20 protein-coding genes are annotated in these 21,229 nt (G+C 51.7%); 14 read left to right on the top strand and 6 right to left on the bottom strand.

Annotated features, from left to right (window positions below; translation table 11 throughout):
• The first annotated feature begins 25 nt into the window (after nucleotides 1-25).
• From OGX67_RS17935 to OGX67_RS17900, 8 genes are all read left to right on the top strand, one after another.
• A complete protein-coding gene (locus tag OGX67_RS17935; RefSeq protein ID WP_003030686.1) occupies nucleotides 26-1,102 on the top strand; it encodes a zinc-binding dehydrogenase in 1,077 nt (358 codons plus the stop codon).
• A gap of 26 nt (nucleotides 1,103-1,128) precedes the next feature.
• On the top strand, nucleotides 1,129-2,508 hold the full coding sequence (locus tag OGX67_RS17930) for an MFS transporter (protein WP_257651417.1): 1,380 nt from the start codon (nucleotides 1,129-1,131) through the stop codon (nucleotides 2,506-2,508).
• A gap of 17 nt (nucleotides 2,509-2,525) precedes the next feature.
• A complete protein-coding gene (locus tag OGX67_RS17925) occupies nucleotides 2,526-3,569 on the top strand; it encodes an NAD(P)-dependent alcohol dehydrogenase (RefSeq protein ID WP_003030683.1) in 1,044 nt (347 codons plus the stop codon).
• Between the two features lie 24 nt (nucleotides 3,570-3,593).
• A complete protein-coding gene (locus OGX67_RS17920; RefSeq protein WP_048219048.1) occupies nucleotides 3,594-4,430 on the top strand; it encodes a ketose-bisphosphate aldolase in 837 nt (278 codons plus the stop codon).
• 4 nt (nucleotides 4,431-4,434) lie between these two features.
• The gene (locus OGX67_RS17915; RefSeq protein WP_003030681.1) at nucleotides 4,435-5,382 is read left to right on the top strand and encodes a carbohydrate kinase family protein; all 948 of its coding nucleotides are present in this window, start codon (nucleotides 4,435-4,437) and stop codon (nucleotides 5,380-5,382) included.
• Between the two features lie 9 nt (nucleotides 5,383-5,391).
• Entirely contained in the window at nucleotides 5,392-6,375 is a 984-nt protein-coding gene (ydjG, locus tag OGX67_RS17910) for an NADH-dependent methylglyoxal reductase (protein WP_008320453.1), read from the top strand.
• Between the two features lie 136 nt (nucleotides 6,376-6,511).
• Nucleotides 6,512-7,270: a DeoR/GlpR family DNA-binding transcription regulator gene (locus OGX67_RS17905; protein ID WP_003030679.1), complete on the top strand. Its 759-nt coding sequence runs from the start codon at nucleotides 6,512-6,514 to the stop codon at nucleotides 7,268-7,270.
• A 140-nt stretch (nucleotides 7,271-7,410) separates the two neighbouring features.
• Nucleotides 7,411-8,769 carry an MFS transporter gene (locus OGX67_RS17900; RefSeq protein WP_032949100.1) on the top strand — a complete coding sequence of 453 codons (1,359 nt, stop codon included), beginning with the start codon at nucleotides 7,411-7,413 and terminating at the stop codon, nucleotides 8,767-8,769.
• 37 nt (nucleotides 8,770-8,806) lie between these two features.
• Here OGX67_RS17900 and pncA read toward each other — a convergent pair whose 3' ends face one another.
• From pncA to sppA, 3 genes are read right to left on the bottom strand one after another with little or no spacing between them, the layout of a single operon-like run.
• Nucleotides 8,807-9,445: a bifunctional nicotinamidase/pyrazinamidase gene (gene pncA / locus OGX67_RS17895; protein ID WP_032949101.1), complete on the bottom strand. Its 639-nt coding sequence runs from the start codon at nucleotides 9,443-9,445 to the stop codon at nucleotides 8,807-8,809.
• Between the two features lie 14 nt (nucleotides 9,446-9,459).
• Nucleotides 9,460-10,476 (bottom strand): asparaginase, encoded by a 1,017-nt coding sequence (gene ansA / locus OGX67_RS17890; protein WP_003030673.1) that lies wholly within the window; start codon nucleotides 10,474-10,476, stop codon nucleotides 9,460-9,462.
• A gap of 55 nt (nucleotides 10,477-10,531) precedes the next feature.
• Complete coding sequence (gene sppA, locus OGX67_RS17885; protein ID WP_257651418.1) at nucleotides 10,532-12,388, bottom strand: signal peptide peptidase SppA; 1,857 nt, start codon at nucleotides 12,386-12,388, stop codon at nucleotides 10,532-10,534.
• A gap of 175 nt (nucleotides 12,389-12,563) precedes the next feature.
• On the opposite strand from sppA, the gene OGX67_RS17880 reads away from it, so the two are divergent.
• The 3 genes from OGX67_RS17880 (at nucleotide 12,564) to OGX67_RS17870 (ending at nucleotide 16,226) form a co-directional block, all read left to right on the top strand.
• Nucleotides 12,564-13,115, top strand: a complete 552-nt coding sequence (locus OGX67_RS17880) for an NAD(P)H nitroreductase (protein WP_257651419.1) — start codon at nucleotides 12,564-12,566, stop codon at nucleotides 13,113-13,115.
• A gap of 116 nt (nucleotides 13,116-13,231) precedes the next feature.
• Entirely contained in the window at nucleotides 13,232-14,275 is a 1,044-nt protein-coding gene (gene selD / locus OGX67_RS17875; protein ID WP_003030669.1) for a selenide, water dikinase SelD, read from the top strand.
• A 4-nt stretch (nucleotides 14,276-14,279) separates the two neighbouring features.
• On the top strand, nucleotides 14,280-16,226 hold the full coding sequence (locus OGX67_RS17870) for a DNA topoisomerase III (RefSeq protein WP_032949103.1): 1,947 nt from the start codon (nucleotides 14,280-14,282) through the stop codon (nucleotides 16,224-16,226).
• A gap of 88 nt (nucleotides 16,227-16,314) precedes the next feature.
• On the opposite strand, the gene gdhA is transcribed toward OGX67_RS17870, so the two are convergent.
• Nucleotides 16,315-17,658: an NADP-specific glutamate dehydrogenase gene (gdhA, locus tag OGX67_RS17865; protein ID WP_003832501.1), complete on the bottom strand. Its 1,344-nt coding sequence runs from the start codon at nucleotides 17,656-17,658 to the stop codon at nucleotides 16,315-16,317.
• A 237-nt stretch (nucleotides 17,659-17,895) separates the two neighbouring features.
• Between gdhA and OGX67_RS17860 the strand changes: the two genes are divergently transcribed.
• Nucleotides 17,896-18,171, top strand: coding sequence for a YnjH family protein (locus OGX67_RS17860; protein ID WP_192465813.1), 276 nt, complete (start codon nucleotides 17,896-17,898; stop codon nucleotides 18,169-18,171).
• Here the strand turns inward: OGX67_RS17860 and OGX67_RS17855 are convergent.
• Entirely contained in the window at nucleotides 18,131-18,544 is a 414-nt protein-coding gene (locus OGX67_RS17855; RefSeq protein ID WP_257651420.1) for a pyrimidine (deoxy)nucleoside triphosphate diphosphatase, read from the bottom strand. The genes OGX67_RS17860 and OGX67_RS17855 overlap by 41 nt on opposite strands.
• A gap of 79 nt (nucleotides 18,545-18,623) precedes the next feature.
• Between OGX67_RS17855 and OGX67_RS17850 the strand changes: the two genes are divergently transcribed.
• The gene (locus OGX67_RS17850) at nucleotides 18,624-19,193 is read left to right on the top strand and encodes a carboxymuconolactone decarboxylase family protein (RefSeq protein ID WP_257651421.1); all 570 of its coding nucleotides are present in this window, start codon (nucleotides 18,624-18,626) and stop codon (nucleotides 19,191-19,193) included.
• Nucleotides 19,186-19,809, top strand: coding sequence for a CDP-alcohol phosphatidyltransferase family protein (locus OGX67_RS17845; protein WP_003846635.1), 624 nt, complete (start codon nucleotides 19,186-19,188; stop codon nucleotides 19,807-19,809). Before OGX67_RS17850 ends, OGX67_RS17845 begins: the two co-directional genes overlap by 8 nt.
• A gap of 44 nt (nucleotides 19,810-19,853) precedes the next feature.
• On the opposite strand, the gene OGX67_RS17840 is transcribed toward OGX67_RS17845, so the two are convergent.
• The gene (locus OGX67_RS17840; RefSeq protein WP_003840887.1) at nucleotides 19,854-21,161 is read right to left on the bottom strand and encodes a sulfurtransferase; all 1,308 of its coding nucleotides are present in this window, start codon (nucleotides 21,159-21,161) and stop codon (nucleotides 19,854-19,856) included.
• Nucleotides 21,162-21,229: the final 68 nt, after the last annotated feature.

Here is a 21,229-nt window from a genome sequence, read left to right as displayed (position 1 = left end):
AAAACTGAACACAAAGGAAAATTCAATGAAAGCACTGGCAAGATTTGGCAAGGCCTTTGGCGGCTATAAGATGATTGATGTACCGGAACCGGTTTGTGGCCCGGATGACATCGTGATTGAAATCAAAGCGGCGGCTATCTGCGGCGCGGACATGAAACACTACAATGTTGATAGCGGTTCTGATCAATTTAACTCCATCCGCGGCCATGAGTTCGCCGGTAAAATTGTCCGCGTTGGCGACAAAGTTAAGGACTGGAAAGTCGGTCAGCGGGTGGTTTCTGACAATAGTGGACATGTCTGCGGTGTTTGCCCGGCCTGCGAACAAGGCGATTTTCTGTGTTGTACAGAAAAAGTGAACTTAGGTCTCGACAATAACACATGGGGCGGAGGGTTCTCTAAATATTGCCTGGTGCCGGGGGAAATCCTCAAAATTCACCGCCATGCGCTGTGGGAAATCCCACAAGGCGTTGATTATGAAGAAGCGGCGGTGCTGGATCCTATCTGTAACGCCTACAAATCTATTGCTCAGCAATCCAAATTCCTTCCCGGCCAGGACGTCGTGGTTTTCGGCACCGGCCCATTAGGGCTCTTTTCCGTGCAAATGGCGCGCATCATGGGGGCCGTAAATATCGTAATGGTCGGGCTGGAAGAGGACGTTGCCGTACGCTTCCCGATCGCCAAAGAGCTGGGGGCGACAGCTGTCGTTAACGGTTCGACCGAAGATGTGGTTGCACGCTGCCAGGAAATCTGCGGTAAAGACAATCTGGGGCTAGTCATTGAATGCTCTGGTGCCAATATCGCTCTGAAACAATCGATCGAAATGCTGCGCCCGAATGGTGAAGTCGTTCGCGTCGGCATGGGCTTTAAACCTCTCGATTTCTCCATCAACGACATCACCGCGTGGAACAAAAGCATCATTGGTCATATGGCCTACGATTCTACATCTTGGCGCAACGCCATACGCCTGCTGGCCAGCGGAGCGATCAAGGTCAAACCGATGATCACTCACCGTATCGGCCTGTCGCAATGGCGCGAAGGATTTGACGCCATGGTCAATAAAACCGCGATTAAAGTCATCATGACTTACGACTTTGATGAATAACATGTTTATTAAAAGGACGTTATCGCATGGAACAAATAGCAAAACCGCACTGCGGCGCCAGACTGGACAGGCTACCTGACTGTCGCTGGCATACGTCAATGTTTGCGATGGTTGCCTTCGGATTACTGGTTTGCTGGAGTAATGCCGTCGGCGGATTAATTCTCGCGCAGTTAAAAGAACTTGGCTGGACTGATAATTCCACCACCGCCACGTTCTCTGCCATTACGACGGCTGGAATGTTTCTCGGCGCGCTCGGTGGGGGAATTATTGGCGATAAAATCGGGCGTAAAAACGCATTTATTCTATATGAAGCGATTCATATTATTTCTATGATCGTGGGTGCGTTTTCACCCAATATGACCTTTCTGATCGCCTGCCGTTTTGTAATGGGAGTTGGATTAGGCGCGCTGTTAGTGACCTTATTTGCCGGGTTTACCGAATATATGCCTGGCAGAAATCGTGGTACATGGTCGAGTCGGGTCTCGTTTATCGGCAACTGGTCTTATCCACTCTGTTCGCTGATTGCGATGGGGCTGACGCCACTTATCAGCGCGGAATGGAACTGGCGTGTACAGTTGTTGATTCCTGCGGTGCTGTCGCTCATAGCAACGGTTATTGCCTGGCGCAGTTTCCCTGAGTCGCCTCACTGGCTGGAGTCTCGCGGGCGCTACCAGGAAGCCGAAAAGGTGATGCGGGCAATTGAGGAAGGTGTCATTCGACAGACCGGTAAGCCGCTGCCACCAGTCGTAATAGATGATGATGGCAAACAACCGTGTTCTGTTCCGTACTCCGCATTATTAACAGGGGTGTTACTGAAGCGGGTTATTTTGGGTTCCTTTGTTCTGATTGCCATGAACGTCGTCCAGTACACCTTAATTAATTGGCTACCGACAATATTTATGACGCAGGGCATTAATCTGAAAGACTCCATTGTCTTAAATACCATGAGTATGTTCGGCGCGCCGTTTGGGATTTTTATCGCCATGCTGGTAATGGATAAAATTCCGAGAAAGACCATGGGTGTAGGGTTATTAGTGCTAATTGCCGTGCTGGGATATATCTATTCACTGCAAACCAGCATGCTGCTGATTACGCTAATTGGTTTCTTCCTGATTACTTTTGTCTATATGTACGTTTGCTATGCCTCGGCAGTCTATGTTCCGGAAATATGGCCAACCGAAGCGAAACTCCGCGGTTCTGGTCTGGCGAATGCGGTAGGGCGTATCAGTGGTATCGCTGCGCCTTATGCGGTCGCGGTATTGCTTAACGGTTATGGAGTGACGGGTGTATTTGTACTGCTGGGTGCGGTCTCCATTATTGTCGCTGTCGCCATTGCTACCATCGGAATTGAAACCAAAGGCGTCTCTGTCGAAAGTCTCGGTATTGATGCAGTTACCAGCAAATAATATTGATGGGAAATAAAATGAAAAATTCAAAAGCGATATTAAAAACGCCGGGCACGATGAAAATTATTGCCGCCGATATCCCGGTGCCAAAAGAGCATGAAGTGCTGATTAAAGTGGAATACGTTGGAATTTGTGGGTCAGATGTTCATGGTTTTGAATCGGGTCCTTTTATTCCGCCGAAAGATCCCAATCAGGAAATTGGTCTGGGGCATGAATGCGCCGGTACGGTGGTGGCAGTAGGGAACCGTGTGACTAAATTTAAACCCGGCGACCGGGTGAATATCGAACCGGGCGTGCCGTGCGGTCACTGCCGCTACTGCCTGGAAGGGAAATACAACATCTGCCCTGATGTTGACTTTATGGCCACGCAGCCTAATTATCGCGGCGCGCTAACCCACTATCTGTGCCATCCGGAGAGCTTCACTTACAAGTTGCCCGATAATATGGACACCATGGAAGGCGCGCTGGTAGAGCCCGCGGCGGTAGGGATGCATGCCGCAATGCTGGCGGACGTTAAACCGGGCAAGAAAATCGTCATTCTGGGGGCGGGCTGTATTGGTTTAATGACCCTGCAAGCCTGTAAATGTTTGGGTGCTACCGACATTGCGGTGGTTGATGTCCTGGAAAAGCGTCTGACCATGGCCGAGCAACTTGGCGCGACGACCGTGATCAACGGGGCGAAAGAGGACACCGTTGTCCGCTGCCAGCAGTTCTCCGGAGATATGGGGGCCGATATTGTTTTTGAAACCGCAGGTTCAGCGATCACTGTTAAGCAGGCTCCATATCTGGTAATGCGCGGCGGAAAAATCATGATCGTAGGTACTGTACCTGGTGATTCAGCGATTAATTTCCTCAAAATTAACCGTGAAGTGTCTATTCAGACCGTTTTCCGTTATGCCAACCGCTACCCGGTCACGATTGAAGCCATCTCCTCAGGGCGTTTTGATGTGAAGTCGATGGTGACGCATATTTACGATTATGAAGATGTTCAGCGCGCGTTTGATGAATCCGTTAATAACAAATGTGAAATTATCAAAGGCGTTATTAAAGTAAATTATTAATCTATTGAAAAGGGAGAAATAACCATGCTGGCAGATATTAAATATTGGGAAAATGATGCTCAAAATAAACATTATGCAATTGCCCACTTTAACGTGTGGAATGCGGAAATGTTAATGGGAGTGATTGATGCGGCGGAAGAATCTAAATCGCCGGTAATTATCTCCTTCGGTACCGGCTTTGTGGGTAATACCTCGTTTGAAGATTTTTCGCATATGATGGTTTCTATGGCGAAAAAAGCCTCGGTGCCGGTTATTACCCACTGGGATCACGGACGCAGCATGGAGATAATCCATAACGCATGGGCCCACGGCATGAATTCACTGATGCGTGATGCTTCCGCTTTTGATTTCGAGGAGAATATTCGCCTGACCAAAGAGGCGGTCGATTTCTTCCACCCGCTGGGTATTCCCATCGAAGCAGAGCTGGGCCATGTGGGTAATGAAACGGTCTACGAAGAGGCGCTGGCGGGTTATCACTACACTGACCCAAGCCAGGCGGCTGAGTTTGTCGAGCGTACCGGCTGTGACTCGCTGGCGGTAGCGATTGGTAACCAGCACGGCGTCTACACCTCCGAACCGAAACTGAACTTTGACGTGGTTAAACGAGTGCGTCAGGCGGTATCCGTTCCGCTGGTGCTGCACGGCGCGTCCGGCATTAGCGACGCGGATATCAAAAAAGCCATTTCATTAGGCATTTCGAAAATCAATATTCACACCGAACTGTGCCAGGCCGCAATGGTGGCGGTGCAGGAGAACCAGGACCAGCCGTTCCTGCACGTTGAACGTGAAGTACGTAAAGCCGTAAAAGAGCGCGCGCTGGAGAAAATCAAATTGTTTGGTTCAGACGGTAAAGCGGAATGACAATATGGATAATATCGAGGTTATTTGTATAGGGGCGGCAATTGTTGATATTCCCTTGCAACCAGTGAGTAAAAATATCTTTGATGTTGAATCTTATCCATTAGAACGAATAGCTATGACCACGGGAGGTGACGCTATTAATGAGGCGACGATTATTTCTCGCCTCGGCCATCGCACGGCGTTAATTGGCCGGGTAGGTGACGATGCTGCGGGGCATTTTATTGTCGACCACTGCCGTCAGGAGAATATTGATATTAAAAGCCTGAAGCAGGATGCTGATATTGATACTTCCATTAACGTGGGTTTAGTCACCGCTGATGGTGAACGCACCTTTGTGACTAACCGTAACGGCAGCTTATGGAAACTGAATATAAACGATGTTGATTTTGACCGTTTCTCTCAAGCAAAGCTGCTGTCGCTGGCGAGTATTTTTAATAGCCCGTTGTTGGATGGCGATGCACTGACGGCAATTTTCACGCAGGCGAAAGCGCATAAGCTCATTATCTGCGCGGATATGATTAAACCGCGACTGAATGAAACGCTGGACGATATCCGTGAAGCGCTGAGCTACGTGGATTATCTGTTTCCCAATTTTGAAGAGGCAAAACTGCTCACTGGGAAAGAGACGCTGGATGAGATTGCCGACAGTTTTCTGAACTGTGGCGTGAAAACCGTCGTGATTAAGACCGGCAAGAGAGGCTGTTTTATCAAGCGTGTTGACATGAAAATGGAGGTCCCGGCGGTGTCAGGAATTACCGCCATCGACACCATCGGCGCGGGGGATAACTTTGCTTCAGGATTTATCTCCGCGCTGCTAGAAGGCAAACCGCTTCGTGACTGCGCGCTGTTTGCTAATGCAACGGCGGCAATATCGGTACTGAGCGTGGGTGCCACGACGGGTGTGAAGAACAGAAAGCTGGTTGAACAACTTCTTGACGAATACGAAGGGTAATAGCGGCAGATGAAAATGATTCCTTTAGGAAGTACGGATATTACGCTTTCCCGCATGGGATTAGGCACATGGGCTATTGGCGGTGGTCCGGCATGGAATGGCGATCTCGATCTGCAGATTTGTATCGATACCATTGTTGAGGCGTATCGCTGCGGTATCAATCTGATTGATACCGCGCCAGGCTACAACTTTGGCAACAGTGAAGTGATTGTCGGTCAGGCGCTGAAAAAGCTGCCGCGCAGCGAGGTAGTGGTTGAAACCAAATGCGGCATCGTCTGGGAGCGAACAGGCAGCCTGTTTAACAAAGTGGGCGATCGCCAGCTGTATAAAAACCTTACGCCTGAGTCTATTCGCGAAGAGGTTGATGCCAGCCTGCAAAGATTGGGTATCGACAGTATTGATATCTATATGACCCACTGGCAGTCGGTCGAACCCTGTTTTACGCCGATTGCGGAAACCGTAGACACGCTGAACGCACTGAAAAAAGAGGGGAAAATCCGTTCGATTGGTGCGGCGAACGTCAATGCCGGGCATATCAGGGAGTATCTCAAACACGGTGAGCTGGATATTATCCAGGCTAAGTACAGCATTCTTGACCGGGCGCTGGAAGCTGAACTGCTGCCGCTATGCCAGCAGAATGGCATCATCGTGCAGGTCTATTCACCGCTTGAGCAGGGGTTGTTGACCGGTACTATCGCCCGAGATTATGTTCCTGGCGGCGCGCGGGCTAACAAGGTCTGGTTTCAGCGGGAAAATATGCTGCGGGTGATTGATATGCTAGGGCAGTGGCAGCCGCTGTGTGAAAAATACCGCTGCACAATCCCCGCACTAGCTCTGGCGTGGATTTTAAAGCAAAGCGATTTGATCACCTTACTGAGTGGCGCAACCGCACCTGAACAGGTTCGCGAGAATGTCGAGGCGTTAACCATTCCCCTGACAGATGATGATTCATTATTGATGAGGCGAATGGCGGAAGCGTTGGATATAAATTAATTCAGATAGGATTGACCTCTGTTTCTGTGTAAAAGAGTATTAAAATCTGTGATTCAGACATGTTCTTTTGAAAATAAATATAGCCTGTGAGATACTAGGGTCTTATTATTACTTTGCAGGAAACAGAGGTATCATCGTGGCGGCAAAAGACAGGATTCAGGCCATTAAGCAAATGGTGGCTAACGATAAGAAAGTGGTGGTATCTAATTTAAGTTCAATCTTTCAGGTGACTGAGGAAACGATTCGCCGCGATCTTGAAAAACTGGAAGATGAAGGTTTTTTGACCCGAACATATGGTGGTGCAGTGCTCAATACCACCGCGTTGTCCGACAATATTCATTTTTATAAGCGTGCAAAATCTTTCTTCGAAGAAAAGCAGATCATTGCACGTAATGCATTACCGTTTATTAAAAATAAGACCACAATGGCTGCCGACTCCAGCAGTACCGCGATGGAATTATTAAAGCTGTTGAAGGAAAGAAACGATCTGACGTTGCTTACCAATTCGGCTGAAGCATTTCATGAGCTGGCGCAGTCAGAAATTAACGTGGTTTCTACTGGCGGTGAGCTGAATAAGAATACGCTGTCGCTGCAGGGAAGAATCACCAAGGAGATTATCAGCCGCTATCATGTTGATATCATGGTGATGAGCTGCAAAGGTTTGGATATGCAGAGTGGGGCGCTTGATTCTAATGAAGCAGAAGCGGAAATCAAAAAAACCATGATCCGCCAGGCGACTGAGGTGGCCCTGTTAGTTGATCACTCAAAGTTTGATCGTAAAGCTTTCGTTCAGCTCGTGGACTTTAGCCATATTAATTACCTAATAACCAATAAGGCACCGGGTGCAGAGTGGATTGCATTTTGCAAAGAGAATAATATTCAACTCGTTTATTAACTATAGCGAGGGTTGTGTCGATATTATTTTAGTTTGCACCAGGGAAATGCCATAAGAATCTAATGATGATGGATGGCGCGGCAAAATTGCTTCTGCCGCGATCGCCATACTTTCTATTTAGCTGAATTTGAGGCATCCAGATGGAACAATGTGACCCTATCGGCGCAAGATTAGATCGCTTACCTTTATCTCGATTTCATTTTCGTATTTTCGGTATTATTAGTTTTAGTTTGTTAATAACCGGTTTTCTCAGCTATTCCGGGAATGTGGTATTAGCAAAATTAGTCAACACTGGCTGGTCAAACAATTATCTAAATGCCGCGTTTACCTCAGCGCTGATGTTCGGCTACTTTATCGGTTCACTAGCTGGTGGCTTTATTGGTGATTATCTCGGTCGACGCAAAGCGTTCCGCATTAATTTGTTAATCGTCGGGGCCTCAGCCTGCGCTGCAACGTTTGTGCCCAACATGTACTGGCTTATCTTCTTCCGCTGTCTGATGGGGATTGGAATGGGGGCGCTAATTATGGTGGGCTATGCCTCATTTACAGAATTCATTCCACCCGCGGTACGTGGGAAATGGTCTGCCCGTCTGTCATTTGTCGGCAACTGGGCACCAATGCTATCTGCGGCAATTGGCGTCGTGATCATTGCACTTTTAAGCTGGCGGGTGATGTTTCTGCTCGGTGGCATGGCAATGCTGTTGGCCTGGTATCTGTCGGGAAAATACTATATTGAATCCCCACGTTGGCTGGCTGGTAAAGGGAAGAGAAGCGAAGCTGAAAAACATCTTATGCAGGTTGAATCGCAAATTGAGCTAGAAAAAAACATCACTTTACCATCCTGCCGGAACGAATGCCCGTCGGCGGATTTAAGCACGGCAAGTGGTTCATTTTGGCTATTGTTTAAGGGGCCAATGTTGCGCTGTACACTGGTGGCGATCACGGTGCTTATCGCAATGAATATTTCGCTCTACACCATTACGGTATGGATCCCGACTATATTTGTTAATTCGGGAATCGATGTAACGAAATCCATATTTATGACCGCGATAATTATGATTGGCGCGCCAGTTGGGATATTTATTGCCGCGTTAATTATCGATCGCTTTCCACGGCGATTGTTTGGCTCATTCTTGTTGATTATTATCGCATTGCTCGGGTATTTCTATTCACTTCAAACTGAAGAGTGGGCCATTCTGAGCTACGGGCTGGTGATGATTTTTTTTCTGTATATGTATGTCTGCTTTGCCTCTGCAGTTTATGTCCCAGAACTATGGCCCACGCACCTTAGATTGAGAGGATCAGGTTTTGTGAATGCGGTGGGAAGGATTGTCGCTGTGTTTACGCCCTATGGCGTCGCTATTTTGTTGACCCGCTATGGATCCATTACGGTCTTTATCGTGTTAGGAGTAATGTTGGTTCTATGCGCGCTGATTCTTTTTTGTTTTGGCATCGAAACACGCAAAGTATCGCTGGAAGAGATTTCAGCGCTGGCCTGAGATAACGCGCCGACAGGAGTGACCCTGTCGGCATCGCTTACGGTTGGGTTTCCAGCCAGTCATCCAACGTATACAGCGTTGCGCCCGCCGCCGACATTTCTATAAAGGCGTTTGCACTGTCCTGGGGTTGAATATTAACCCCACGGCAGCCGTCGGTAATAACGCTGACGGTGTAGCCTAGATCGAGCGCATCCAGTACGGTGAATTTAACGCAATAGTCGGTTGCCAGACCCATGATGATGAGCTCGGCAATGCGGCGCTCGAGTAGCCAAGCATTGAGCGCGGTAGCCTGACGACGACCGTTATCAAAAAACGCACTATAGCTGTCGACCAGCGGGTTCTCACCTTTAGTGAACGTTTGAGTTATCGCACGCTGGTTCAGCAGCGGATGCAGGGCTGCACCTGCGCTGTTTTGTACGCAATGATCGGGCCAGAACGTCTGCGCCAGGCCATCGAGTTGTCCCTGGCTGTAGGGCTCGACCTGATGCTGGCTGGCAAAACTACCGTGATTAGCCGGGTGCCAGTCCAGACTGGCAACGACCATGTCGCCGCGTAAGGCACACCAGTCAATCAGACGGTTGGCAATATCGATTGTGCTGTCACCTTGTGGGACCGCGAGGGCACCACCGGCACAAAAGTCATTTTGTAAATCGACCAACAGTAAGGCTCGGGCCATGGGCATAGACTCCTTTAATCGTCAGGCGTGAGCTCACCACGCAGATTTTGCGTCATCGCTTCACGGATCGTCTGCGTATCCAGTCCCTGACTCAGCAAATAGTGCAGTTTGGTGAGTGTGGCTTCGACGGTCATATCCGCGCCGCCAATCACGCCAGCATGCGCCAGCGCATTGCCTGTCGCGTAGCCCCCCATGTTCACCTTGCCGGACATACACTGCGTAAGGTTCACCACCACAATGCCACGCGAACTCGCATCTTCAAGTTCTTTCAGGAACTCTTTATTCTGCGGCGCATTCCCCACGCCGTAGGAGCGCAAAATTAATGCTTTTACAGGTTGGCGCAGGAAGTTGCGTACTACATCAGCGGAGATCCCTGGATAAATGGTGACCACGCCAATCGGTTGCGGAGTGATAGGATGCACAATCAACTCACCTGTACCGTGAGGTGCGGGCGGAGTTCCCAGCCGACGAATGTGGATCCCGGCTTCCAGCAGTGGTGCAAGGTTGGGTGAGGCAAACGCGTCAAAACCATCAGCATGCGCTTTAGTGGTCCGATTGCCGCGAAACAATCGATTGTTGAAAAACAGGGTAACTTCATTGATCGGGTAATTTGCTGCAACGTACAGCGCATTCAGCAAATTGATTTGTCCGTCAGAACGTAGCTCTGCCAATGGGATTTGTGACCCTGTCACAATGACCGGCTTGCCCAGATTCTCCAGCATAAAAGAGAGCGCCGAAGCCGTAAACGCCATGGTGTCAGTGCCGTGCAGAATGACAAAACCATCGTAATCGTCGTAGTGCGCTTTAATGTCTTCCGCAATATGCTGCCAGTCTTCCGGCGTCATATCGGAGGAATCCATCAGCGGGGCGTATTCGTGGATGGTGAAGTCTGGCATCTCCGGACGGTGGAATTCAGGCATCAATGCCAGCTGGCGCTGCAGATGACCGGAAACGGGAATATAACCCTGTTCTGAGCGCTGCATACCAATGGTACCGCCGGTATAGGCAACGTAAATTGATTTTTTCTGCATGACTTTTCTTCTGTCTCAAAGAAAACCCCTCTTCATCCCGAAGAGGGGTCAATAGTTAGCGAACGTTGGCGCAGGTCAGGCAAAACGCATAGCGGTTTTGCGGATCGTTGAATGCGGCCAGCTTATCGCTTTCGGCTTTTACTGCACTGGCCGCAGAGGCCAGCGGTGGTGGGAGCATAGCCTGAATGACGTCAGGCAGCATGGCACGAACGGAGCCTGACATGCTGTCCATCACCATATCAACGAATGTCGGTTCGTCCTGATAATACTCAATGTGCCATTGTTTCAGTTTGGCCAGCTCAGCCGCTTTCGCCACGGCGTCATCAAAATCACCCAGACTGTCTACCAGACCGTTGGCTTTCGCATCCTGGCCGGTCCAGACGTGGCCCTGCGCGATTTTGTCAATCTGCTCAGGCGTTGTCTTACGCGCATCTGCGACCAGTGTGATAAAGCGCTTATAGCCGTTCTCGATGCTCAGTTGCATCATTTGCTGCACTTCTGGTGGTAACGCTTTGGTGATGGAGATATCCGCCAGTGGGGATGTCGCCACGCCGTCGGTGTGTACGCCAATGGAATCCAGACTGTTTTCCACGGTGTTGATCACGCCAAAGATGCCGATTGAACCGGTCAGCGTGCAGGGGTTCGCCACAATGTAGCTTGCTGGGGTGGAGATCCAGTACCCACCGGATGCCGCCATGCCGCCCATGGACACCACAACCGGTTTACCCGCCGTTTTTGCCGCAGCCAGCTCAGCACGAATGACTTCGGAGGCACTGACGCTGCCGCCAGGGCTGTTCACGCGCAGAACAATTGCTTTCACTTTCGGATCAAGACGGGCTTCGCGGATCTGCGCGGCAGTCGTGTCACCGCCCACATTCCCAGGGGTTTCTTCACCGTCCATAATCGCGCCATTGGCGAAGATAACGCCAATGCTGTCTCCAGTATCCGCTGGCGTTTTCAGTGAGTAATCGTAATAGCTGACAGCGCGATAATTTTTATCCGCTTTGCTCCAGCCAAACTGTTTGGTCAGCATTTTTTCGACTTCGGCGCTGGAGGCCAGTGCATCCACCAGTTTGTTGTCGAGCGCATATTTCGCGGTATCACCATCGACTTTTGTCAAACCGTCCAGCATGGCCTGTGCGCCCGGGAACACCTGCTGAGCAGGGATCTGGCGATTGGCAGCAACCGTATCGAGATAGTTCTGCCACAGCTCGCCGATCCAGCGGCTGTCGGCTTCACGCGCGGCAGGAGACATATCATCACGGATAAACGGTTCTACGGCAGACTTATAAGTCCCGACACGGAACACGTGCGTGGAAACTTTCAGCTTGTCGAGCAGGGACTTGTAGTACAAACCGTTGGTGGCAAAGCCGTGCAGATCAACGGAACCCTGTGGAGAAAGATAAATTTTATTGGCGAAACTGGCGAGGTAGTACTGCCCCTGGCTGAAGTTATCGCCTACGGCAAAGACCGGTTTGCCGCTGTCGCGGAATTCCCGCAGCGCTTTACCGATATACTGCATGGAAGGCTGGTCGGCCCCGGCAAAATTTTTCAGATCCATCACAATGCCGGTGATGTTGCGATCATCTTTTGCCTGGCGAATAGTATTCACGATATCGAACAGGGAGTTTTCCTGCAGGCGATCGGAACTGGCACCAAACAGCTGACGACCAATAACGCTTAAGCGACTGGTGCTCGACGGCTTATCGACAATCACCCCCGAGATATCCAGCAGCAGTGCGCCTCGCTCAGCGTGTTCACTGGTATTGCTGCTGCTGACCTGCATCCATATACCCACGCCCACCAGCACCAAGAAGATGAAGAACAGGTTAAGCACAAATTCACGGACGAAATTAAGTAATCGCCACGTCCATTTAAAAAATCCGGCAATAAATCGCCACAGGGTTCGCATGTATTCTCCCTACCGATTAACAACACGCCATCCCGAAATCCCGGAGAAAGGCGATAAGATGAGGCTATCGTAATGACCAGACAGGCACTTGTCAGCAGGAATCACCGCCTGTGCTGTAACAAAATCCGCTCACGTGTTAATTTTGTGAACAAATCTCATTGTTGGAGTTAAGCAAATGGATGCACTCGAATTACTTATCACCCGTCGTAGCGCTTCTCGTCTTGTCGACCCGGCCCCGGCTGGAGAGCAACTGCAAAACATTCTGCGGGCGGGAATGCGCGCACCGGACCACAAAACGCTGCAACCGTGGCAATTCTATGTCATTGAGGGTGAAGGGCGTGAACGCTTTAGCACCGTACTTGAGAAAGGCGCGATTGCCGCAGGTAGCGATGAGAAAGCTCAGGAAAAAGCGCGCAACGCACCGTTTCGCGCGCCGCTGATTATTACCGTGGTGGCGAAATGTGAAGAACACGACAAGGTTCCTCTGTGGGAACAAGAAATGTCTGCCGGTTGTGCGGTGATGGCTATGCAGATGGCCGCAATTGCCCAGGGCTTTGGCGGTATCTGGCGCAGTGGTGCATTAACCGAAAGTGCGGTCGTTCGTGAAGCATTCGACTGTCGCCCGCAAGATAAAATCGTCGGTTTCCTCTATCTGGGTACACCGCAGCTAAAAGCATCCACGACGATCAACCTTGCCGATCCGAGCGCATTCGTCCGTTATTTCTGATATCAACGGCAAAACTGTCTGGATTCTGAGCAAAGACACTCGAATTCAGACAGTCACTCTTACCACATCATGGAATGAGCGCTACCATATCCGGATTGCAATGACAGGAGATGTCCATGAGCGAGCAAGCTATTCGTTTAACGCAATACAGCCACGGAGCCGGTTGCGGTTGTAAAATTTCCCCAAAAGTGCTGGAAACCATCCTGCACAGCGAGCAGGCGAAGTTTGTTGATCCGAACTTACTGGTGGGTAATGAAACTCGCGACGACGCGGCCGTATACGATTTGGGAAACGGCACCAGTGTTATCAGCACCACCGATTTCTTTATGCCGATTGTCGATAATCCGTTTGATTTTGGCCGCATCGCCGCCACTAACGCCATCAGCGATATTTTCGCCATGGGCGGCAAACCGATTATGGCAATTGCTATTCTGGGCTGGCCGCTGGATAAGCTGGCACCGGAAATCGCCCGCGAAGTCACCGAAGGCGGACGTTTTGCCTGCCGTCAGGCGGGTATTGCGCTGGCGGGCGGCCACTCTATCGATGCCCCAGAGCCTATCTTTGGCCTTGCGGTAACTGGCGTTGTGCCGACCGAACGCGTGAAGAAAAACAGCACCGCAGAGGCAGGGTGTAAGTTATTCCTGACCAAGCCTCTGGGGATTGGCGTTCTGACGACAGCAGAGAAAAAATCACTACTGAAGGAAGAACACAAAGGACTGGCGACAGAAGTGATGTGTCGGATGAACATTGCCGGTGCGGCATTCGCCGATATCGACGGCGTGAAAGCCATGACCGACGTTACCGGTTTTGGTCTGCTGGGGCATCTGAGTGAAATGTGTCAGGGCGCAGGCGTTCAGGCGCAAATTATCTACCAGGATATTCCTAAGCTGCCTGGCGTTGAAGAATACATCGCGCAGGGGGCGGTACCCGGCGGTACCCAACGTAACTTTGCCAGCTACGGACACCTGATGGGTGAAATGCCGCAATCGGTACGCGATCTGTTGTGTGATCCGCAAACTTCCGGTGGCCTACTGCTGGCGGTAACGCCGGAAGCTGAAGCCGAAGTGAAAACGGCAGCGGCGCAGTTCGGTATCGATCTCACCGCCATTGGTGAGTTAGTGGAAGCTCGTGGCGGTCGCGCCATGGTTGAGATTCGTTAACTCGATGCGGTTGTTTATTGCCGAAAAACCAAGTCTGGCGCGTGCTATCGCCGATGTGCTGCCAAAGCCGCATCGCAAAGGCGATGGTTTTATCGAATGCGGAAATGGACAAGTGGTGACCTGGTGTATTGGTCACCTGCTTGAACAGGCGCAGCCGGATGCCTACGACAGTCGTTATGCTCGCTGGAGTCTGGTCGATCTGCCGATTGTCCCGGAAAAGTGGCAACTGCAACCGCGCCCCTCGGTGACCAAACAGCTCAACGTCATTAAGCGCTTTTTGCATGAGGCCAGCGAAGTTATTCACGCCGGTGACCCCGATCGTGAAGGGCAACTGCTGGTGGATGAAGTGCTGGATTACCTGCAACTGGCGCCTGAAAAGCGCCAGAAGGTGCAGCGTTGCCTGATTAACGACCTCAACCCGCAGGCCGTTGAGCGGGCTATTGAGCGGCTGCGCGCCAACAGTGAGTTTATTCCGCTGTGCGTGTCGGCACTGGCGCGAGCGCGTGCGGACTGGTTGTACGGTATCAATATGACGCGCGCTTACACCATTCTCGGACGTAACGCGGGCTATCAGGGCGTACTTTCGGTCGGGCGCGTACAAACGCCGGTGCTCGGGCTGGTTGTGCGTCGTGATGAAGAGATTGAGAACTTCGTCGCCAAAGACTTCTTCGAAGTGAAAGCGCATATCGTAACGCCCGCCGATGAGCGGTTTACCGCTATCTGGCAGCCGAGCGAAGCGTGTGAGCCGTATCAGGATGAAGAAGGGCGCTTGCTGAATCGCACGCTGGCTGAACACGTGGTGAACCGAATTAACGGTCAACCGGCGATAGTCACCAGCTATAACGATAAACGGGAATCAGAATCCGCGCCGTTACCGTTCTCGCTGTCGGCGTTGCAGATTGAAGCGGCGAAGCGCTTCGGTTTAAGTGCGCAAAACGTTCTGGATATCTGCCAGAAGTTGTATGAAACCCATAAGTTGATTACCTATCCGCGTTCGGATAGCCGTTATCTGCCGGAAGAGCATTTTGCCGGACGTCATGCGGTACTGAACGCGATTAGCGTCCATGCACCGGATCTGCTCCCGCAACCGGCGGTCAATCCCGATACGCGAAATCGCTGTTGGGACGACAAAAAAGTGGATGCGCACCACGCCATCATTCCTACCGCGCGCAGTTCGTCCATCAATCTGAATGACAACGAAGCGAAAATTTACAACCTGATTGCCCGTCAGTATCTGATGCAATTTTGCGCAGATGCGGTATTCAGGAAGTGCGTTATTGAGCTGGATATTGCCAAAGGCAAGTTTGTCGCTAAAGCGCGTTTTCTGGCGGAAGCCGGATGGCGCACGCTGCTTGGCAATAAAGAGCGCGACGAAGATAATGACGGGACGCCGCTGCCGGTGGTGGCAAAAGATGACGAACTGCTGTGCGAAAAAGGCGAAGTGGTTGAACGTCAGACTCAACCACCACGTCACTTTACCGATGCCACGCTGCTGTCAGCGATGACCGGGATTGCGCGATTCGTGCAGGATAAAGATCTGAAAAAGATCCTGCGCGCAACGGATGGTTTAGGTACGGAAGCGACGCGCGCCGGTATTATCGAACTGCTGTTTAAGCGCGGGTTCCTGGTGAAAAAAGGGCGGTATATTCATTCGACCGACGCAGGAAAAGCGCTGTTCCACTCGTTGCCAGAAATGGCGACGCGCCCGGACATGACCGCGCACTGGGAATCTATACTGACCCAAATCAGCGAAAAGCAATGTCGCTATCAGGATTTCATGCAGCCGCTGGTGGGGACGCTGTATCAGCTTATCGATCAGGCGCGCAGCACACCGGTACGACGCTTTCGTGGAATTGCTGCACCTGGCGGCAGTGGTGGCGATAAGAAAAAGGGTGCGCCGCGTAAACGTCCGGCGAAAAAAAGCCCGCCATCTGAAGAGGCGGGTCTGTAAGTTTGTAGGCCTGATAAGCATAGCGCATCAGGCATAGCCGGATGCGGCACCCGTGCCTTATCCGGCCTACGGGCCTGCAGAGACAATATTAAATCACACCCTGACCCAACATCGCGTCGGCAACCTTTACGAAGCCTGCGATGTTGGCGCCACGTACGTAGTTGGTCTGCTTGCTTTCGCCGCCGTATTCAACGCAGGCATGGTGAATATCCAGCATGATGTGGTGCAGGCGCGCATCCACTTTCTCCGCTTTCCAGCCCAGACGAGCTGCGTTTTGCGCCATTTCCAGACCGGATGTCGCTACACCACCGGCGTTGGCGGCTTTACCCGGTGCGAACAGTACACCTGCCTCGAGGAACAGATCGGTGGCCTCGATAGTGGTCGGCATGTTTGCCCCTTCGGCGACAGCTTTCACGCCGTTGGCGATCAATACGCGTGCTGCATCGACATCCAGCTCGTTCTGCGTGGCACACGGCAGGGCGATATCGACCGGAACCGACCACGGCTGTTTGCCTTCCAGATAGGTCAGGCCAAATTCACGGGCGTAATCTGCTACACGACCGTCGCGGCTGTCTTTGATTGCGCACAGGCGCGCCAGTTTTTCTTTGGTAAATCCGCTTTCGTCGACTACGGTACCGCTGGAATCGGAGGCGGTAACCACCCGCGCGCCAAACTCCATGGCTTTCTCAATGGCGAATTGCGCCACGTTACCGGAGCCAGAAACCGCTACGCGCATGCCTTCAAAGCCCAGACCATGGCGTTTGAGCATCGCTTCGGTGAAATACACCAGACCGTAGCCGGTGGCTTCCGGGCGGATCAGACTGCCGCCGAAAGAGAGACCTTTACCGGTAAAGACGCAGGCGCTGTTGTTGGAGAGTTTTTTCATCATCCCGGCCATAAAGCCGACTTCACGGCCACCCACACCGATATCGCCCGCCGGAACGTCGGTATCGGGACCTAAATGGCGGAACAGTTCGGTCATCAGCGCCTGGCAGAAACGCATGATTTCGCCTTCGCTTTTCCCTTTCGGATCGAAATCGCTCCCGCCTTTACCCCCGCCCATTGGCAGGGTGGTGAGGGCATTTTTAAACGTCTGTTCGAAGCCAAGGAATTTCAGGATCGACAGGTTCACGGAAGGGTGGAAACGCATACCGCCTTTGTATGGGCCAATGGCAGAGCTAAACTGCACGCGCCATGCGCGGTTGACCTGCACCTGATTGCGATCGTCCAGCCAGACTACGCGGAACTGGATCACGCGCTCCGGTTCAACCAGACGTTCCAGCAATGACATCTGGCGATAACGCGGGTTTTGCTCAAGGAAAGGCCACAGCGTGGTCATTACCTCACGAACGGCTTGCGCGAACTCGGTTTGATTCGGGTCGCGCTTTTGCACATGGTTAAGGAATGACTCCAGAGAACATGTCTGATCCATAGATATAAGAACCTCTTATGTATTGATATGGTTATATTTTTGATTTTTGTGTTAAGTGTTGTGCAGTTTTTGACTATACCATCAGCACTGTGACGCGACGCAAGAAAAAATTAACCCCGCTAAGTAAATTAATATTGCGCCGTGGGTCATAACCAAAAACGATAATGGAAGGGGCTAAAGTTTCTGCCGATTTATACCGTTATACTGAGCATAACTGTCAGTCAAAAAGGAAAGAATATGCGCCGTTTAATCGTGGCAGGCGTGTTGGCCCTGATGTCCAGCGCGACGCTGGCAAATCAGCTTTATCGCCCGGACGTGCAGGTGAATGTGCCGCCGGAAGTGTTCAGTTCCAGCGGTCAGCGGGCGCAGCCCTGTAGCCAGTGCTGTATTTATCAGGATCAAAACTACTCAGAAGGGGCGGTGATTAAAGCTGACGGCGTCTTGCTTCAGTGCCAACGCGATGAGAAAACGATCAGCACAAATCCGCTTGTCTGGCGTCGCGTAAAAGAATAAACGCTTCCAGTAGTGGGATATCGGCAGGCGCCAGCGGATAACGCAGCGCCTCTTCGGGTGAACACCAGACGATATCCTGATGTTCATACGCCTTCAGTTCCCCCTGATATGACGGTACATGCCAGGCATGTAAGTGAATCAGTCGGCCCGAAACCTCGCGTTGATGGCTGGCAATGAAGCGCCCCACGACTGCCTCAATGCCCAACTCTTCACGCAGTTCACGGAACAGCGCCTCGGGCTGACTTTCGCCCGATTCAACCTTACCGCCGGCAAACTCCCACATGCCTGACTGATCCGCATGTAGCGGACGCTGAGCCAGTAAAATTTTGCCATCACGTTCAATGATAGCGGCGACCACGTCGAGGGTTTTCATTATATTCATCAAGATCTAACAGCAGAAAATGACATACTATCGTTATCTTTGTTTTATCTAAAGTATTCAGGAGCCACCGTTGAACGAACCTCAGTCGTGGGTAAAGCCGTTAACGCGTATCCCTTCCAGTCTAAAACCGCTCGTTGCTACGCAGAAAAAACATTATGGTGATGTGCTGCATCCCACGCGCTGGTGGGGGCGGACGCCGTTTCTGTTCTGGCTGGTGGCGCTGTTTGTCGGGTTTCTGGAGCGTAAAAAGGCGCGTTTTACGCCGGTGATGCGCGCGCTGTTGATGACCCGCGTTTCTCAGGTATGCCACTGCGCTTTCTGCGTTGATGCCAACAGTTTACGGTTGGCTGAACGCTGTGGCGCGCTGGATAAAGTCTTACAGGTTGCCAACTGGCAAGAATCGGCGCTATTTAGCGCAGAAGAGCGAGTCGCTCTGGCCTATGCCGATGCGGTGACCGCAACGCCTCCACAGGTTGATGATGCGCTGAAAGCGCAGATGAAGCAGCATTTTACCGATGATGTCATTACGGAAATGACCGCGCTGATTGCGTTTCAAAATCTCTCTGCGCGTTTTAATGCTGCTCTCGATATTCCTTCCCAGGGGCTGTGCGACAGCTTTAAAGGACGCCCACATGCTTGATCGTCATATTCATCCGCGATTAAAACCGCTTTTGCATCGCTGTGTAAGCATTATTGATAAACCGGCGATTACCCCGGACGGGCTTACGCTGGTCGGTTTTGCCATTGGCGTGTTGGCCTTGCCATTTCTGGCGTTAGGCTGGTATCTGGCAGCGCTGGCGGTCATTGTGCTCAATCGGCTTTTTGATGGGCTGGATGGGGCTCTGGCGCGGCGCAGAGGGCTAACCGACGCAGGCGGATTTCTTGATATCACGCTCGATTTTCTGTTTTACGCCTTAGTGCCATTCGGTTTTATGCTCGCCGATCCGGCGGCTAACTCGCTGGCTGGCGGCTGGCTGCTGTTCGCCTTTATGGGAACCGGCAGCAGCTTTCTGGCCTTTGCCGCGCTGGCGGCGAAACATCAAATTGATAACCCGGGCTACGCGCATAAATCGTTTTATTATCTGGGGGGACTGACCGAAGGTACTGAGACGATTTTGCTATTTGTGTTGGGTTGTCTGTTCCCGGAATATTTTGCCGTGATGGCGTGGGTCTTTGGCGCGCTGTGCTGGATGACGACATTTACCCGGATCTGGAGCGGATACCTGACACTGAAAGCGGTTCAGCGTCAGGCGTAGCGTATTGCGTTGCCGGATACGCTTATCCGGCAATAATGACAATCTTACTTACTGGCGTCCGGGCCCCGTTCACCGCTGGCAACCGGATTTTTTGGATTGCTGCTCCACTCATACCAGCCGCCGTCGTAGACGGAGACGTTTTTCCAGCCCATCGCGCGGGCATACATAAACGTTTCTGAAGCGCGCCAGCCGGTACCGCAATAGAAAGAGACCTGTTGATTCGGCAGGATATTCCATTGCTTCCACATGGCGGCGATGTCATCCGCGCTGCGCATGGTGCCATCCGGGTTATGAAAATCTTCCATATGCGTGGAGTCGCTGCCTGCGTGGCCCCAACGTGCACCTGCAATCTCACCTTTTGGCTTAATGTAGCTATAGCCACTGGTGGTACCGACAAATTCTGGCCATGAACGAATGCTCACCAAAGACGCATCCTGGCGATGCAGCAGACCGCGAGCCTGTTCCATATCGAGCATCAACTGCGGCTGGGCAGGGATTTTCACGCCGAAATCAGGTTCTGGTTTCACCGTTGGCGGAGTGCCGCGTTCGACCGGTAAACCTGAGTCGGACCAGGTTTGCCAACCGCCGTCGAGAAGACGAACATCTTTCACGCCTGCATACAGCATAATTTGCGCCACGCGAGCGGCGGCATAGACATCGCGACCGTATAAAATCACCGTGGTGTCGTGGCGGATACCGTGTTTCGCCAGCATCGCTTTGAGCTGCGCGTCGGAAACTTTATTCCACAGCGGTTCGCTTTCAACTTCGTTGGTATCAATGTAGCCCGCACCAGGGATGTGGCTGAGCAGATACAACTTCGGCGCGCCCCAGGCGGCCTCAATCACTTTCCAGTCACCCGCCGGTTTAGCGGTTACGTTTTTACCCTGCTGCAGGTCGTGCAGCCACTGCGGGTACACCAGCTGTTCGAAGTGCGGCAGACGTTGCAGGCGGGCTGGGTCCGTAAGCGCATCGCTGAGGGTGGAGATATGGTTAACGCCAACTTTTTGCAGGCGGGCTTTGACAGCCTGTATGTCGTTATCGCTACCATACAGCGCTACTGGCGCATCAGTTTTCAACTGATGTGACTGAACCCAGGCGCTGAGTTGTTCATCATTCATCTTGTCGAGCCAGGCGGCAGACAGGTTCAGTGCGGAAGGTTCGTGTCCTGAAGGACCATTAAGCGACTGCGGCCAGCCGTTGTAAAAAGCGCTCTGACGGGTATCGATCGCCGCGCCTTGCTTTTGCTGTAACTGGTCGAGGGTGAGCGTCTGTGCTGTTTCAGTAGCCCAGGAAGAAGCGCAAGCGAGCCCTAAAGCCAGTGCCAGCGCGGTCATTTGAGAAACACGTTTCATCGAATAGCCCGACGTTGAAAAAAAGAGGACGACATTCTGTGCCGCCGATTAAGTAAAAACCTTGCGTT

The sequence above is a fragment of the Citrobacter sp. Cf118 genome (assembly GCF_030334095.1).
GTDB classification, from domain to species: domain Bacteria; phylum Pseudomonadota; class Gammaproteobacteria; order Enterobacterales; family Enterobacteriaceae; genus Citrobacter; species Citrobacter freundii.
The sequence above is the reverse complement of the archived record's forward strand: the minus strand, read 5'-3'. Positions and strand labels throughout refer to the sequence as shown.

What these genes read in the sequence shown, in the direction of transcription:
- selD (WP_003030669.1), top strand. Translation starts at nt 13,232, where the DNA reads ATGAGCGAGCAAGCTATTCGTTTAACGCAATACAGCCACGGAGCCGGT.
- ydjG (WP_008320453.1), top strand. Translation starts at nt 5,392, where the DNA reads ATGAAAATGATTCCTTTAGGAAGTACGGATATTACGCTTTCCCGCATG.
- OGX67_RS17915 (WP_003030681.1), top strand. Translation starts at nt 4,435, where the DNA reads ATGGATAATATCGAGGTTATTTGTATAGGGGCGGCAATTGTTGATATT.
- OGX67_RS17860 (WP_192465813.1), top strand. Translation starts at nt 17,896, where the DNA reads ATGCGCCGTTTAATCGTGGCAGGCGTGTTGGCCCTGATGTCCAGCGCG.
- OGX67_RS17855 (WP_257651420.1), bottom strand. Translation starts at nt 18,544, where the DNA reads ATGAAAACCCTCGACGTGGTCGCCGCTATCATTGAACGTGATGGCAAA.
- OGX67_RS17935 (WP_003030686.1), top strand. Translation starts at nt 26, where the DNA reads ATGAAAGCACTGGCAAGATTTGGCAAGGCCTTTGGCGGCTATAAGATG.
- gdhA (WP_003832501.1), bottom strand. Translation starts at nt 17,658, where the DNA reads ATGGATCAGACATGTTCTCTGGAGTCATTCCTTAACCATGTGCAAAAG.
- ansA (WP_003030673.1), bottom strand. Translation starts at nt 10,476, where the DNA reads ATGCAGAAAAAATCAATTTACGTTGCCTATACCGGCGGTACCATTGGT.
- OGX67_RS17920 (WP_048219048.1), top strand. Translation starts at nt 3,594, where the DNA reads ATGCTGGCAGATATTAAATATTGGGAAAATGATGCTCAAAATAAACAT.
- OGX67_RS17880 (WP_257651419.1), top strand. Translation starts at nt 12,564, where the DNA reads ATGGATGCACTCGAATTACTTATCACCCGTCGTAGCGCTTCTCGTCTT.
- OGX67_RS17870 (WP_032949103.1), top strand. Translation starts at nt 14,280, where the DNA reads ATGCGGTTGTTTATTGCCGAAAAACCAAGTCTGGCGCGTGCTATCGCC.
- OGX67_RS17925 (WP_003030683.1), top strand. Translation starts at nt 2,526, where the DNA reads ATGAAAAATTCAAAAGCGATATTAAAAACGCCGGGCACGATGAAAATT.
- sppA (WP_257651418.1), bottom strand. Translation starts at nt 12,388, where the DNA reads ATGCGAACCCTGTGGCGATTTATTGCCGGATTTTTTAAATGGACGTGG.
- OGX67_RS17900 (WP_032949100.1), top strand. Translation starts at nt 7,411, where the DNA reads ATGGAACAATGTGACCCTATCGGCGCAAGATTAGATCGCTTACCTTTA.
- OGX67_RS17930 (WP_257651417.1), top strand. Translation starts at nt 1,129, where the DNA reads ATGGAACAAATAGCAAAACCGCACTGCGGCGCCAGACTGGACAGGCTA.
- pncA (WP_032949101.1), bottom strand. Translation starts at nt 9,445, where the DNA reads ATGGCCCGAGCCTTACTGTTGGTCGATTTACAAAATGACTTTTGTGCC.
- OGX67_RS17840 (WP_003840887.1), bottom strand. Translation starts at nt 21,161, where the DNA reads ATGAAACGTGTTTCTCAAATGACCGCGCTGGCACTGGCTTTAGGGCTC.
- OGX67_RS17845 (WP_003846635.1), top strand. Translation starts at nt 19,186, where the DNA reads ATGCTTGATCGTCATATTCATCCGCGATTAAAACCGCTTTTGCATCGC.